Origin of the sequence: Sphingobium sp. CFD-2, from assembly GCF_024611135.1 — a bacterium.
Classification (GTDB): domain Bacteria; phylum Pseudomonadota; class Alphaproteobacteria; order Sphingomonadales; family Sphingomonadaceae; genus Sphingobium; species Sphingobium fuliginis.
Genome location: NZ_CP084405.1, coordinates 1,550,079 through 1,563,988, shown reverse-complemented (window position 1 = coordinate 1,563,988; position 13,910 = coordinate 1,550,079). Strand labels below are relative to the sequence as shown.

The following is a 13,910-nucleotide window of genomic DNA, read 5'->3' as shown; positions in this document are numbered from 1 at the left end:
CCGTCTGGCTCAATGCTCCCGGAAGGACAGCCAGAGCGACTGGGTCAGCGGTTCCAGCGCATATTGGAGCGCAGTCCGCCGCCGCAGCGGCACCAGAACCTGCACCGGCATCCCCGCCTTCAGGCTGAAATCCTTCCCCCGCACGCTCCTGATCCTGTCCAGTTCCATCGGCGGCACCATCACCTCTGCGGTGTAGAAGGAGACTCCCGCCTTTTCATCCTGGAAGCTGTCGGCCGAAAGCCGCGTGATCCGGCCGTCCATGATCGGCAGGTCGCGTTCATGCAGGCTGCTGAACTTGATCTGCGCCTGCTGCCCCACTTTCAGGTCGTCAATGTCTTCCGGCGAAATCCGCGCCTCTATGACGAGGCCCGCCCGGTCGGGAACGATGTCCATCAGCTTCTGGCCGGCGGAAATGACGCCGCCGACAGTGAAGACGTTGAGGCCGACGATGGTGCCGGTGGCGGGTGCGCGGATTTGCAGCCGGGCAAGCTGATCCTTGGCGGCGCGATATTTGGGCAGCACTTCGTTGAGCGAGAATTCGACGTCGCGCAATTCCGATGAGGCGCGTTCCTTATAGGCCTTTTCCGCTTCGAGCGCCTTCAGCCGGTTTTCCCCCGCTTCCGCCCCGGACCGGGCGATGCTGGCGGAAAATTGCCCCTCCTGTCCCTGAAGATCGGCCCTTGCGCGTTCCAGGGCCCTGATCCGGGATTGGGACACAAACCCCTTTTCCGCCACGCCGCGCAGGCTCTCCAGTTCCTCTCCGATCAGACGGGCCTGCTCTGACGAGGCCGCCAGTTGCGAACGATAGCCGCGCGCCGTCTGCTGCACCTGACTGGCCTGCTGGCGCAGCACGCCGGTCTGCGCCGCCAGTACGGAGCTACGCGCGTTGAACTGGGTCAGCTGAAGGCGGATCGCCTCCTCCGCATCCGCCTTCTCCTGTCCCTTCAGCATCGCAAATTCGGCAGGCCACAGGACATGGCTTGCGCCAAGCTGCTCGGCAATCAGCCTGGCCCGCTGCGCCTTCAACTCGATATATTGCGCGCCGAATATGCGCGCCTGCGCCCGCACCTCGGCGGAGGCCAGTTCCATCAGCGGCTGGCCTTGGCTGACATGCTGGCCTTCCTTCACGAAGATCGCGCCCACCACGCCGCCGTCGCGATGCTGCACCGATTGCCGCTGGCCCGACACGGTGAGCCGCCCTGGCGCATAGGCGGCCGCATCGAGCCGCGCAAAGGCCGCCCAGCCGAGAAACAGGACGAAGAACAGCGCCGCGATGATCATGCCGGCGCGCATGTCGCGCTCAGGCCGATCATCGATGATCTCCGCGCCGTTTCCGGCGGGATAGTAAAGCTCGACGGCGCCTGCCGCATCCCTGATCTGAATAGTTCCCATGGCGCCTTACCCCTCCGCCGTCTGGGGAGCGGGACGTTCTTCCGACCGGATCGCCTTCAAACGGCCCAGCACGTCGTCGCGTGCGCCAAAGGCCTCGACCCTTCCGTCACGCATCACCATGATCTTGTCGACCACGCCCAATATCCCCATGCGATGGGCGACGATAATGACGGACGCATTCCTCTTCTTGAGGTCGGCCAGCGTCGCGACCAGCCGCACCTCTCCCTCCGCGTCGAGATGCGCATTGGGTTCGTCCAGAAAGACCAGCGGCGGCGCACCGTAGAGCGCCCGCGCAAGACCGACGCGCTGCGCCTGCCCGGCGGAAAGGCCGCGTCCGCCCCAGCCGAGCGTCAGATTATAGCCGCCCGGCAGATGCTGGATCATGTCATGCGCGCCGCTCAGCCGGGCGGCTTCGATGGCGGCATTGTCTATCGCTTCCTCATCGTCCGACAGGAAATTGCCGAAGCGGGCGATATTCTCCTTGATGGTCCCTGCGAACAGGGACGTGTCCTGCGGCAGATAGCCGACGAAGCTCGCCAGTCGTTCCGATTCCCAGTCCTGGATGTCCGCGCCGTCATAGCGGATCGATCCGCGCAGCGGCCGCGCCGCGCCGGACAGCATGCGCAGCAAGGTCGATTTGCCCGCGCCGCTGGGTCCGACAATGGCGATGACCTCCCCCGGCTCCACCGTGAAGCTGATGTCGGCCAGCACAGGTCTTTCCTGGCCTGGGTTGAAACAGGTCAGATGTTCGACCGCGATATGGCCGTTCGGCGCGGGCAACCGGGTGAGGGCGATGTCGGCATCCCTCGCGGCCAGCAGATCGTTGAGCGTCGCATAGCTCGCCCGCGCATGGACGACGCTGCGCCACGCGCCCAGCAATTGGTCGATCGGCGCCAGCGCCCGGCCGACCAGAAAGGAGGAAGCGAAGATCGCGCCCGCCGAAATCTGGTCGTTGATCGCCAGCCACGCGCCCAGGCCCAGCGCCAGCGATTGCAGGGCGAGGCGGATGAACTTGCTGATGGCGACATAATGCCCGCCCGCGAAGCTGGCATGGGCCTGAAGGTTCAGCATCGCCCGGCGTTCGAGCAGGTGCCGCCGGACCAGCGCGTTCCGCATGCCGAGCGCGCGGATCACCTCCGCGCCCGCGATCGTCTGTTCCTGGCTGACATAGGCCTTGTTGGCGGCGTCATTGGCCTGCTTCAGCGGCGAATTTGTCCGCCTTTCATTGCAAAGCGCGATGAAGAGGAGCGCGCCGCCGCCGGCCACCGCCATGGCTGCAATGGCCGGATGGATCAGGAAGCAGACGACGACATAGATGGGGCTCCAGGGAAAATCGAAGATCGACAGGATCGTCGGCCCGGTCAGCGTCTGGCGGAGCGTGTCGAATTCCCGGAGGGCCTGTCGGTTCATCGCCTCGCCCGTCGAGCCGCGTCCACTGAGCGTCGTGTCGAGCAGCAGCCCCGAAAGCTGCCGGTCGAAGCGGATGCTGGCCCGCACCAGCAGGCGGGAGCGCACCTGCTCCAGCAGGGCGAGCGTGCCGATCACGAAGATGATGATGATTGTCAGGAAGAACAGGGTAAGTCTGCCCTGTCCCGTCACGACCCGGTCATAGATTTGCAGCATGTAGAGAACGGGTCCGATATAAAGGACGTTCATCAATGCGCTGAATATCAAGGAAGAAAGAAAGTGGCGCCTGCATGATAACAGGGCAGCCTTCATCGGAGCGGATGGTTTATGAAGGTCACGCAACATAAGTTCCGCCTCGCCCCCATGTCGCGCCATACTGTCGGCGCTATGTCCTATGCTTTGCTTATACTATCCTGCTGATTTTCGGTAAATATAACCAATAGCATAGGTGCGCATGCGTGCCGTAATGGCCCGGCCCGCCGGCAAGGCTCCAACCGGGTCAGGCGGTGGCGATCCGGATCAGCGCCTGCACATCGACATGCTCTTCCAACTGCATTGCGATCTGGTCCAGCGCTTCATGCACCGAAGCCTGATAATCCTCCGATGCGGCTTCATGCCCCAGGCGGGACAGAAGGGCGGCGCGCAGCGCGGTGCTGGCGAACAGGCCGTGGACATAGGTGCCCATCACCGCGCCGTCTCCGCTCGATGCGCCATCGGGACGACCGCCCTCCAGCATGGCGAACGGGCGCGCGCAATCGGCGCCGTCCGTCCGTCCGACATGCATCTCATAGCCCGAAAAGGCCCGGCCCATGGCGGTTCCGCCGGTCCTTTCCAATGTCTTGACCTGTGTCAGCCGGGTTTCCACGTCTAGCAGGCCAAGCCCCTCGATGCCGCCGGGCGGCCCCTCGATTCCGTCCGGATCGTCTATCCTGCGGCCCAGCATCTGGTAACCGCCGCATATCCCCAATATCGGCCGCCCGCGCCGGCGATGGGCGAGAATGTCGATGTCCCATCCCTGATCGCGGACCGCCTGCAGGTCGGCGATCGTCGCCTTGGAACCCGGCAGGATGATGAGCGCGGCCTCCGCCGGAATGGGCTGGCCCGGCGGCACCATCATGACTTCGACGCCCGGCTCCAGTTTCAGCGGGTCCAGATCGTCGAAATTGGCGATCCGGGGCAGGATGGGGCAGGCGATCAGCAGCTTTTCGTGGCCGCCGCCCTGTCGGCGTTCGAGCACCACGGCATCCTCGCTGGGTAAGCGGCTGGCCTGTCGCAGCCAGGGGATGACGCCAAAGCCCTTCCAGCCGGTCAACTGCTCGATATGGCGATAACCGTCCTCGAACAGCGCGGGGTCGCCCCGGAACTTGTTGATCAGGAATCCCCGGATCATCGCCGCATCGGCGGGATCGATGACTGTCCTTGTTCCGGCGACGGCCGCAATCACGCCGCCGCGATCGATGTCGCCCACCAGGATCACCGGCACATTCGCGGCCCGCGCAAAGCCCATATTGGCGATGTCGCCGGCGCGCAGGTTCACCTCTGCGGGCGATCCGGCGCCCTCCACCACGACAATGTCGCATTGCGCCTGCAAGCGGCGGTAGCTGGTCAGCACGGCCTCCAGCAATTCGCCGCGCGCAGACCGGAAATTTTCGCTGCCCAGCTTGCCGCGCACCTGGCCATGGACGACAAGCTGGGACGTGCGGTCGGCCTGCGGCTTCAGCAGCACCGGGTTCATGTCCGTATGCGGTTCGATTCCTGCCGCCATGGCCTGAAGAGCCTGCGCCCGCCCGATTTCTCCGCCATCGGCGGTGACGGCGGCATTGTTGGACATGTTCTGCGGCTTGAAGGGCCGGACGCTGTATCCGCGCCGCACCAGCGCGCGGCAAAGGCCCGCCACCAGCAAGGATTTGCCGACGTCCGAACCCGTTCCCTGAAGCATGATCGCAGCCATGACGCCGCTCCTGCATGGAGCGGGCGGCAGATACAAGTTAAATGGCGCTGTGCCGCATCTCCACGGCGTCCAGGATCATGCCGCCGGCCATGAAGACGCTGCCGGTGCAGGCCAGCGCCAGCAAATGCCCCCCGGTGCCGGGATATTGCTGCATGTAGACGAAGCCGCGCTCGGTCGCGCCAAGGGCCAGGGCGTAAATCACCAGAAACGCCTCGAACTTGGTCTTGATCGTGAAGAGGCGCTTGATCCGTTCCATCGGTCCCACTCGGCTTGCCCGCCGTCAGGGGATTAGATCGCCTGAAAGTTGCAAATGGTCAACAACCGTTAACCATGATTGTTCGATGCGGGCGATCAGCCGGGTATCGGCCAGATCCTCTGGCGCTATGGCTTCTGGCCAATAGTTGCGGACGATGTCGGCAATGCCGTCCAGCTTCGCCTCGTCCACCAGGAAGCGGGGATCGATATTGGCAGGATCGGCCACCACGCGCAGGCGCAGGCAGGCAGGACCGCCGCCATTGGCCATGGATTGGCGAACGTCGACGGGCACGAGCTTGCGAATGGGGCCGTTGCCCGCGACCATCTTCTCCAGCCAGTTCCAGATGGCGGGCATATCCCGCGCCTCCGTCGGCAGGATCAGCGCCATGCCTGTCCCGGGCAAATTCGAAGGGTCGCCCGTGGGCAAGGTGACGAGCTGCGCATTGAAGATATAGCTGCGGATCGCGTCTGACAGGCTGATGGCGCTGGCGGGAACCTCCACGATCTCCACCGACGGCAGCCTGGCGCGGAGATCGGCGTAGAAGCGCTCCTTGTCCGCAAAGGCATGTTCATGCGTGAAGAGCACGCGTTCGTTGGCGACGGCGACCACGTCATTGTGGAAGGCGCCCGCCGCGATCGCTTCCTCCGACTGCATGACGAACAGCGTGCGATCCGGATCGAGCCGGTGCAGCCGGGCGACGGCCTTGCTCGCCTCGACATGCTGGCGGGCGGGAAAGGGGCCGCCGGACTGGCCATAGACGAACACCTCGACGCCTGCCTCGCCATGGCTGTCGCACAGGCGCATGTGATTGGCCGCGCCCTCGTCGCCGAAGGGGGCGGGGACAGGGCCATGCACGGCGAAGGCGTTCCGGTCGGAAAAGGCAAGGCGCAACTGGGCCAGCGTCTGCGGCCATTCATGGCTGCGATGCGGCATGGTGACGAGATTGGCGACGGTCAGGTGCGTGCGCCCATCGGCCGTATCGGCGGCCGGCGAAACGGTCGCGGCATTGGCGGCCCACATGGAGGAGGCCGACATGGCGGCGGCGCGGATATGCGGCTCCGCATTGCCGACATCGGTCCCGAGAGCTGACAGCCAGGCGCCATCCGGCCGCCACTGGGGCAGGAACAGCCCCTGCGGCAGCCCGAGGCGAAGGTTGGACCGCATCTTCTCTATCCCCTGGAGCGCCGCCGCTCGGGGATAGGAGATGGCGCCCGCGTTGCGCGCGGAGGCAAGGTTGCCCAGGCTGAGGCCCGCATAATTGTGGCTGGGACCCACCAGGCCGTCGAAATTGATCTCCCTTGCCGTCATGCCCGTTCCGCCATGGTGAATGTCTGTCCCGGTTCCACCCCCAGCAGTTCCGCGGAAGCCCGGTCGAGCGATATGCCGCCATCCTCCCGTTCCGTCACGAAGCCATAGGTGCAGCGGAAATCCGCGAGCCGTCCGGTGGTCACCAGCATCTTGTCTCCGCCCTTCTCGTGCACCGCGCCCAGCACCGCGTCGGAGGCATGGGCGATGGTGCGCAGCGAATTGATTTGCCCCACCATCGTCGGTCCGCCGTCGAATATGTCGACATAGCCGGGATTGGTGAAGCCCTCCGTCTCCAGCATGCGCATGGCCGCGCGGCCATTGGGGTGGGGCATGCCGATGACGCCGCGCGCGGTGTCGGTCAGCATGGCGGTGTAGATCGGCGTCTTCGGCATCAGGTCGGCAATGAACTGGTTGCCGTTCACCGCGTTGAACTCGTCCGCCTCCTGAAAGCTCATGCCGAAGAAGCGCCCCGCGAGGCCGTCCCAGAAGGGGGAACCGCCTGCCTCGTCGATCACGCCCCGCAGTTCCGCGATGATCCGCTCTCCGAAGCGGGCGCGATGGTTGCGGATATAGAGATAGCGGCTGCGCGCCAGCAGCAGACCCAGCCCCTCCGCACGCTCGCGGGGGTGAAGGAACAGGCCGCCCACTTCCGTCGACCCTTCGAGATCGGTGACAAGCGAGAGCATCTCCGCCCTGAAGGTGCGCGAAAGCTCCCGGCTATGTTGGGTGAGAACGCCCAGCCGATAGGAATAGAAGGGCCAGCTTTGCCCGACCTTGCTGAATATCTGGCAAGTGCCGCGGACCTGACCCGTCTGGCTGTTTTCCAGCACCATGACGATCAGTTCGTCCTCGACCCCTTCGCCTTGCCGGGCCAGCGCCTGTTCCGTCCGCTCCAGCTTGGCGGCAAGCGACTTCCGGTCCGGCGGCAGGTTGGTGAACCCGCCCCCGGTCAGCTTCGCCATTTCATAAAGGGTCTGCAAATCGTCGGCGCGCGCCGTGCGCATGAAAAAACTCACGCCTTCATCCCCCCGGTGAAATGCCCCTGGGCGATGCGGAGCAGCGCCAGGGCCGATAGTTGCGCCCGTTCGGCCAGGCTGTCGACGATCAGATATTCCGAATCGCTGTGGATGTTGCCGCCCCGCACGCCCATGGTGTCGACCACGGGCACGCCGCAGGCCGCGATATTATTGCCGTCGCACACCCCGCCGGTATCCCGCCAGGCGATGGAAAGGCCCAGGTCCGCGCCGCATTGCCGGACTAGCCCGAACAAGGCTTCCGCCCGCCCATCCATCGGCTTGGGCGGCCGGCCGAAGCCGCCATGCCGATGAAGCGTCACCTCATGCTCCAGGGCGATCCGCGCCATGGCGTCCTTCAGCAGTTCGTCCGCGGCCTGCTCGTCGGCAGGCGTCTTCGGACGGAAATTGACGTGCAGAACCGTGTGGTCCGGCACGACATTATTGGGACTGTCGCCCTCGATCCGCGCGGGATTGCAGGAAAAGCCGCCGCCGCTCGCCGCCTTCAGCCGCAACGCCAGGTCGGCGGCCGCGAGCAACGCGTTGCGGCCATCCTGCGGATTGCGCCCGGCATGGGCGCTTCGTCCGGTGACGACGATGGCGAAGTTGCCGCTGCCGGCGCGGGCCCCGGCCAGCGTGCCGTCGGGCAGGGCCGGTTCATAGGTGAAGGCCGCGATCTTTCCCGTCGCAACCTGCCGCAACAGCGCCGCCGAGGAAGGGCTGCCGACCTCCTCATCGCTGTTGATGATGACGTCATAGCCCAGCCGCCTTGCATCCGGTGCGGCTTCCACCGCGCGCAGGGCGGCCAGCATGACGGCGATCCCGCCCTTCATGTCCGCGACGCCCGGTCCGTTCAGCGTCGCAGGATCGACCCACCGCAGCGCCTGAAAGCCATGGTCGGCGGGGAAGACCGTATCCATGTGCCCGGTGAGCAGGATCTGCACCGGAGCCTCCGGCCTGACCGAGAGGCGCAGGTGGCTGCCATGCGCGACCATCGCCAGACGACCGTCGGGCCGGACGGTTTCCACCGGCTCTGGATCGACAAGGGACATCGCGCCCGGCAGGCCGGCGAAGGCATCGGCAAGCATGGCCGCCATGGCCGCAAGACCGGGAAGATTGCGCGACCCGCTGTTCACCGCCGCCCATTTTTCAGTCTGGGCGAGCATGGGCGCGTCGGCGGCGCTTTCCATGACGCTCCGTTCGAACGACGAAATGCCTCTCATCCTAACGACCCTATCAGAGCGGAGGGCGCGCCTCCACCCCTGGTCCTGAAAGTCGGCGACCGCCTAGAAATCATAAGTGAGGGTCAGGCGACTCATCGTGTCCGAATCCCGCGCTGAAAGCAGCGTCTCCGATTCATATTGCACATTGTAGGAAAAGGCAGCCGACCAGCGTGTTCCCACCTTCGTCACCAGCGAGGTCAGCGAATTCAGCGTATAGACGTCGCTTTCGGCATAGCCGGAGGCTGTCTGCCTGAAGGTCAGCGCAGGGGTCAGGCGCCAGGCGAAGTCCATGGACGCACGGGCGCCCAATTTGGTCTCCCGCTCTCCCGTCACATATTTGGCGTGGCGGATCGAAGGACCGGCATCCAGCGAGAGGTCGACCGGATCGCTGACGATCAGCTTGTAACCGATGCCGGCCGAGGCGGTGTAGCGCGCGTCATAGCCGATCGACGTATCCCGCTCGAACTGCGTCAATCCATAGGCGAAGCCCCGTGGATCGAATTCGTAGCGCGGCTCATAGCTGGCGGTATAGCGTTCGCGCGAGGTCACGCCGTTGGCGCGCCGGTAATCGACGCTGGCGGCCAGCTTGTGCGACCATTGGATGCCGGTGCGCTTGACCGCTGCGCTGGCGCTGATGCCGATTTCGCTTGTGGAGCCGGTGGAGCGGAAGCCGCCCGCTTCGATCTTGCCCGTCCACAATTCCGTGAAGCGCGCCTCGCGGATCACAGTTTCCTGCGTCGCCCTGGTCCGTTCCTTCCAACTGTTGACCATGCGCTGAATCTCGTCGGCGGAACCGGGATTGGTCTGCTTGGCGATCTTCGCGACGGTCGCGATCTCGGTCTCATTGCCGTTGGCGATGGCCGCCTCCAGCATTTCCCGCACCGATGGCGGCAGGAGCACGGGGTAATCGGCGAGCGCCGGGGTGGAGAGGAAGAGGGGCAGAACGGCCAGCCAGTAACGCATGCGCCTTCTCATACTGGCATGGCGGCGGATTTTAACCCTTGTTTTCAGATCAAATCCCTGAATTCCTGCAAAATATCCCGATACAGCTTGCGCTTGAACGGCACGATCAGGTCAGGCAGGCTCTCCGGCTCCGTCCATTTCCATTCGCGGAATTCAGGATGCGCCGTCTGGATGTCGATGTCCTCATCCGACCCCAGGAAACGCGCAAGGAACCAATATTGCCGCTGGCCGCGATATTTGCCGCCCCACAGCTTGCCGATCAGTTCCGGCGGCAGATCGTAGAAATGCTCTTCGCGCGCCTTGGCGATGATCTCCACATGCTCGCGAACGATGCCGGTCTCCTCGTTCAGTTCCCGAAGGGCGGCCGCCTTCATATCTTCGCCGTCGTCGATGCCGCCCTGTGGCATTTGCCAGGCTTCCACCGCATTATCGATCCGCTGACCGACGAAAACCTTGCCATCCATGTTGACGAGCATGACACCGACGCATGGCCGGTAGGCGAGTTCTGAATCATTCGGCATCGAAGCCATCATAGTCCCTGGTCGTTAATCCCGACAAGCCGTCCGGAGGCTCCAGCCCGCCCGTCGCTTTGTGCAGTGCAAGAATAAGCGGGGCGGGGCGGCGCGTCCATGCCGGAAAAATCCTGACGCGGCGATTTGTGCTGTGCATCGCTTCAAATGGGCGGGGGCTTGGAACATCGGGCGGCCCATGGCATGCCCGATCGCATGTCAGACCCCGTAATTCTCTGGTTTCGTCAGGACCTGCGCCTTGCCGATCAGGCCGCACTGGCAGCCGCCGTGCAGGAAGGGCCGGTGATTCCCGTCTATGTGCTGGACGATCAGGCGCCGCGCCAATGGAAGGTGGGCGGAGCGTCGCGCTGGTGGCTGCACCATAGCCTGAAGAGCCTGGACGAAAATCTTCGGGAGAAGGGATCGCGCCTGATCCTGAGGCAGGGAAACTGCATCGATCAGATCGTCCAGATCGCTGAGGAAACGGGCGCCCGGCGCGTGCATGCCCTGCATCATTACGAACCCTGGTGGCGCAATGCGGAGAAGGCGCTCGTCAAAAGGCTGGAGCTGTGCCTGCATGACGGCGCATTGCTGCTGCCGCCCGGCGCGGTGCGGACGGGCGAAGGAAACAGCTATCGGATCTATACCCCCTTCGCCCGCGCCGTGATGGAGCATATGCCGCCGGCCGAACCGGTTCGCGCGCCTTCGCGCATCGATGCGCCAGGACGTTGGCCGAAAAGCGATTCGCTGGACCGATGGGGCCTTTCGCCGACCAAGCCCGATTGGGCCAGGGCCTTTTCACGCGACTGGACTCCTGGGGAAGCGGGGGCGCGGGCCAATGTCGCCGCCTTTCTCGACCAGGTGGCGGATTATGACAGGGCCAGGAACCTGCCCTCGCTGGAGGGGAGCTCTCGCCTGTCGCCGCACCTCCATTTCGGGGAGGTCTCCCCCGCCTATGTCTGGCGCCGGGTTGCCGGAGCGCCCGGCGATGCGACGACCTTCCTCAAGGAACTGATCTGGCGCGACTATGCCCATACGCAGATATGGGCCATGCCCGCCTATGGATCGGAAAATGCGCGGCCAGCCTTCGACGCGATGCCCTGGCGCGATCTTCGCGAGGCTGGTGCCGATTTCAAGGCGTGGAAGACAGGGCGCACGGGCTATCCCATTGTCGATGCCGGCATGCGGCAGCTCTGGACGACGGGCTGGATGCATAATCGGGTGCGCATGATCGCGGCCAGCTTCCTGATCAAGCATCTGCTGATCGACTGGCGGCATGGGGCGCGCTGGTTCTGGGATACGCTGGTCGATGCGAGCTACGCCAATAATAGCGTCAACTGGCAATGGGTTGCAGGCAGCGGCGTCGATGCCAATATCTTCTCGCGGATCATGGCGCCCCTGACCCAGTCGGGAAAGTTCGACGCCGCGGACTATATCAGGGCCTGGGTGCCGGAACTGGCGCATCTGAACGATGACATCATTCACGACCCCGAAGCGCATGACGCGCGTCCGTCCGATTATCCGGCCAAGTGCATCGGTCATCGGGAGGGGCGTGAACGGGCTCTCGCCGCATGGCGCGGGATCAGGCCATGATTGCGACGCGTTAAACCATCGGGCAGAGTGGAAGCATGAACGCCATTGAACCCCGTCGTGGCCGGGCCGCAGTGCCGGTCAGGCGACCGCTGGAGCGCCGCAGCCATGGCTGGCCGGATCGTCTCGCCGCCCGGCAGTTCCACAAATTGCTCGACCGCATCGACCTTGGGCTCGAACAGGGTTCTTTGCTCGCCATTCTGCCGGACGGCAGCCAGCGCCTGCTCGGCGGCCGCGCAGCGGGACCGGAATGCGAGGTTCATCTGCTGCGCTGGCGGGCGCTGATTCGCCTGATCGCCGGGGGATCGGCCGGCTGGTACAGGGCCTGGGCCCGGGGAGAGTGGACCAGTCCCGATCCGGTTCCGCTCTTCGCCCTGTTCATGGCCAATGCAGCCAGCCTGGGCAATGTCGCCCGGCCGCATGGGCCGGCACGCTGGATCGGGCGCGCGTTCCATTGGGCGCGCCGCAACAGCCGCAAGGGTTCGCGGCGCAACATCGCCTATCATTATGATCTGGGGAATGATTTCTACCAGCCATGGCTCGACAAGGGCATGCATTATTCCAGCGGCCTGTTCCGCGACCCGGACGACCGGATCGAAAGCCTGGAGCGGGCGCAGCAGCGGAAGGTCGACGCCATTCTCGACCGGCTCGACATCGGCGATGGCGATTCGCTGCTGGAAATCGGCTGCGGCTGGGGCGGCTTGGCCGAACAGGCGATGGCGCGTTGCCCGATCCGTTATGACGGGCTGACCCTGTCTGTGGAACAGGCGCATTTCGCACGTGACCGCCTGGGGTCGGGAGCGAACATCATATTGCGCGACTATCGCGACGCGCAGGGGCAATATGACGCCATTGCCAGCGTGGAAATGGTGGAGGCAGTCGGGCAACGTTACTGGCCGGCCTATGTCGGGGCGATCGAGCGTCTGCTCAAGCCCGGTGGGCGGGCAGCCATACAATATATATTGATCGATGACGCGATCTTCGAAGGCTACGCCCGGGGCGCGGATTTCATCCAGACCTATATCTTCCCAGGCGGCATGCTGATTTCGGAAAGCCGTTTCCGGGCCTTGGCCGAAGCGAGTGGTTTGGAGTGGCGTGATGTACGCCGCTTCGGCCTGCACTATGCCGAAACGCTGCGGCGGTGGCGCGAACGCTTCGATCGGGCGGTCGACAGGGGATGGTTGCCGGCCGGTTTCGACCAGCATTTCGTCGATCTATGGCGCTATTATCTGATGTATTGCGAAGGCGGCTTTCGCGGCGGCACCATCGATGTCGCGCAGGTCACGCTGGTGAAGCCGGCTTAGGGCGGGAGGAATTCGGTTCGGCTAGAGCGTTTTCCAAGCAGATGGGATCATCTGCTGACCCGGAAAACGCGACAAAACAAAAATTTAGAGCAGTCGAGCCGATGCAATCGGATCGGAATCTGCTCTAGCGGCCTTGGCGGGTGGATGGGGGAAGTGCTATGCCCGCAACCGGCCAGTCTAGTCATCCCCAGGGCTCAGCCTCTAATCGATACGCGTCCGGTATCCGTCGGGCGTGTCCGCAATCACCAGGTCGAGAATCGCCTGACCCACGGCAGCCGGTTCCTTGAGCGTCGCCGGGTCTTCACCCGGAAAGGCCCGCGCCCGCATCGCTGTACGGGTGGCGCCGGGATCGACGATATGGGTGCGGATGGCGGAAATGTTCTTCACTTCCTCGCCATAGGCGCCGACCAGGGTTTCGAGCGCCGCCTTCGAAGCGCCATAGGCGCCCCAATAAGCGCGCGGCGTCGCGCCGACCGAAGAGGTGATCGCCACCACGCGCGCATCGCCGCTCGCCCGCAGCATGCCGTCGAACGCCGCGATCAGCGCCTGGGGCGCGGCAACATTGAGCGTCAGCAACCGGGCGAATTCCTTGGCGTCGATGGCTGGAACCGAAGCCAGGCTGCCCAGCGTCGCCGCGTTCAGGACCAATATGTCCAGCGCCTGCCAGCGACCCGAAATGGCATGCGCCAATCGTCCGATGCTTTCGCCGTCGATGAGGTCCAGCGGCGCGATGGTCGCATTGCCGCCGCCCTCGTGAATGCGATCCTCCACCTCTTCCAGCCCGCCAGTGGTGCGGGCGGTCAGGATGACATGGGCGCCGGCGGCGGCGAGTGCTTCCGCCGTGGCGGCGCCGATGCCGCGGCTCGCTCCGGTGACGAGGGCGAGCTTACCGGAAAGGGGTTGGCCGGAAAGGGGTTGGGTCGACATGAATGTCCCTCATGGGGTCAGGAAGGAGCAAGCCCGAGGCCGCAAAGCGTCGGGCTGTCCGTCCAGC

At 64.7% G+C, this 13,910-nt stretch carries 12 protein-coding genes; 2 read left to right on the top strand and 10 right to left on the bottom strand.

What is annotated here, in order from left to right:
* Window positions 1–9: 9 nt before the first annotated feature.
* The 9 genes from LDB29_RS07505 to LDB29_RS07465 form a co-directional block, all read right to left on the bottom strand.
* Complete coding sequence (locus tag LDB29_RS07505; RefSeq protein WP_025550068.1) at window positions 10–1,392, bottom strand: HlyD family type I secretion periplasmic adaptor subunit; 1,383 nt, start codon at window positions 1,390–1,392, stop codon at window positions 10–12.
* Window positions 1,393–1,398: 6 nt separating this feature from the next.
* The gene (locus tag LDB29_RS07500; protein WP_099185766.1) at window positions 1,399–3,111 is read right to left on the bottom strand and encodes a type I secretion system permease/ATPase; all 1,713 of its coding nucleotides are present in this window, start codon (window positions 3,109–3,111) and stop codon (window positions 1,399–1,401) included.
* Between the two features lie 187 nt (window positions 3,112–3,298).
* On the bottom strand, window positions 3,299–4,750 hold the full coding sequence (locus tag LDB29_RS07495) for a cobyric acid synthase (RefSeq protein WP_025550070.1): 1,452 nt from the start codon (window positions 4,748–4,750) through the stop codon (window positions 3,299–3,301).
* A gap of 37 nt (window positions 4,751–4,787) precedes the next feature.
* Window positions 4,788–5,006: a hypothetical protein gene (locus LDB29_RS07490; protein ID WP_025550071.1), complete on the bottom strand. Its 219-nt coding sequence runs from the start codon at window positions 5,004–5,006 to the stop codon at window positions 4,788–4,790.
* Between the two features lie 24 nt (window positions 5,007–5,030).
* Window positions 5,031–6,314 carry an N-succinylarginine dihydrolase gene (locus LDB29_RS07485; RefSeq protein WP_025550072.1) on the bottom strand — a complete coding sequence of 428 codons (1,284 nt, stop codon included), beginning with the start codon at window positions 6,312–6,314 and terminating at the stop codon, window positions 5,031–5,033.
* Window positions 6,311–7,330, bottom strand: coding sequence for an arginine N-succinyltransferase (locus LDB29_RS07480; protein WP_173676444.1), 1,020 nt, complete (start codon window positions 7,328–7,330; stop codon window positions 6,311–6,313). The genes LDB29_RS07485 and LDB29_RS07480 overlap by 4 nt, the downstream gene beginning before the upstream one ends.
* On the bottom strand, window positions 7,327–8,550 hold the full coding sequence (locus tag LDB29_RS07475) for a hydrolase (RefSeq protein WP_025550073.1): 1,224 nt from the start codon (window positions 8,548–8,550) through the stop codon (window positions 7,327–7,329). The genes LDB29_RS07480 and LDB29_RS07475 overlap by 4 nt, the downstream gene beginning before the upstream one ends.
* A gap of 63 nt (window positions 8,551–8,613) precedes the next feature.
* Window positions 8,614–9,513: a YdiY family protein gene (locus LDB29_RS07470; RefSeq protein WP_025550074.1), complete on the bottom strand. Its 900-nt coding sequence runs from the start codon at window positions 9,511–9,513 to the stop codon at window positions 8,614–8,616.
* 44 nt (window positions 9,514–9,557) lie between these two features.
* Complete coding sequence (locus tag LDB29_RS07465; protein ID WP_044663162.1) at window positions 9,558–10,043, bottom strand: RNA pyrophosphohydrolase; 486 nt, start codon at window positions 10,041–10,043, stop codon at window positions 9,558–9,560.
* A 195-nt stretch (window positions 10,044–10,238) separates the two neighbouring features.
* Here LDB29_RS07465 and LDB29_RS07460 point away from each other — a divergent pair, with 195 nt between their 5' ends.
* Together LDB29_RS07460 and LDB29_RS07455 are read left to right on the top strand one after the other, a co-directional pair.
* Complete coding sequence (locus LDB29_RS07460; RefSeq protein WP_099185979.1) at window positions 10,239–11,615, top strand: deoxyribodipyrimidine photo-lyase; 1,377 nt, start codon at window positions 10,239–10,241, stop codon at window positions 11,613–11,615.
* A 35-nt stretch (window positions 11,616–11,650) separates the two neighbouring features.
* Window positions 11,651–12,916 carry a cyclopropane-fatty-acyl-phospholipid synthase family protein gene (locus LDB29_RS07455; RefSeq protein WP_025547434.1) on the top strand — a complete coding sequence of 422 codons (1,266 nt, stop codon included), beginning with the start codon at window positions 11,651–11,653 and terminating at the stop codon, window positions 12,914–12,916.
* A gap of 201 nt (window positions 12,917–13,117) precedes the next feature.
* On the opposite strand, the gene LDB29_RS07450 is transcribed toward LDB29_RS07455, so the two are convergent.
* Window positions 13,118–13,843 (bottom strand): SDR family NAD(P)-dependent oxidoreductase, encoded by a 726-nt coding sequence (locus LDB29_RS07450; protein ID WP_025547432.1) that lies wholly within the window; start codon window positions 13,841–13,843, stop codon window positions 13,118–13,120.
* Window positions 13,844–13,910 lie beyond the last annotated feature (67 nt).

Excerpts from the sequence above, each read along its gene's own strand:
- LDB29_RS07470 (WP_025550074.1), bottom strand. The coding sequence starts at position 9,513 with ATGCGTTACTGGCTGGCCGTTCTGCCCCTCTTCCTCTCCACCCCGGCG.
- LDB29_RS07495 (WP_025550070.1), bottom strand. The coding sequence starts at position 4,750 with ATGGCTGCGATCATGCTTCAGGGAACGGGTTCGGACGTCGGCAAATCC.
- LDB29_RS07465 (WP_044663162.1), bottom strand. The coding sequence starts at position 10,043 with ATGGCTTCGATGCCGAATGATTCAGAACTCGCCTACCGGCCATGCGTC.
- LDB29_RS07450 (WP_025547432.1), bottom strand. The coding sequence starts at position 13,843 with ATGTCGACCCAACCCCTTTCCGGCCAACCCCTTTCCGGTAAGCTCGCC.
- LDB29_RS07475 (WP_025550073.1), bottom strand. The coding sequence starts at position 8,550 with ATGAGAGGCATTTCGTCGTTCGAACGGAGCGTCATGGAAAGCGCCGCC.
- LDB29_RS07505 (WP_025550068.1), bottom strand. The coding sequence starts at position 1,392 with ATGGGAACTATTCAGATCAGGGATGCGGCAGGCGCCGTCGAGCTTTAC.
- LDB29_RS07490 (WP_025550071.1), bottom strand. The coding sequence starts at position 5,006 with ATGGAACGGATCAAGCGCCTCTTCACGATCAAGACCAAGTTCGAGGCG.
- LDB29_RS07500 (WP_099185766.1), bottom strand. The coding sequence starts at position 3,111 with ATGAAGGCTGCCCTGTTATCATGCAGGCGCCACTTTCTTTCTTCCTTG.
- LDB29_RS07460 (WP_099185979.1), top strand. The coding sequence starts at position 10,239 with ATGTCAGACCCCGTAATTCTCTGGTTTCGTCAGGACCTGCGCCTTGCC.
- LDB29_RS07455 (WP_025547434.1), top strand. The coding sequence starts at position 11,651 with ATGAACGCCATTGAACCCCGTCGTGGCCGGGCCGCAGTGCCGGTCAGG.
- LDB29_RS07485 (WP_025550072.1), bottom strand. The coding sequence starts at position 6,314 with ATGACGGCAAGGGAGATCAATTTCGACGGCCTGGTGGGTCCCAGCCAC.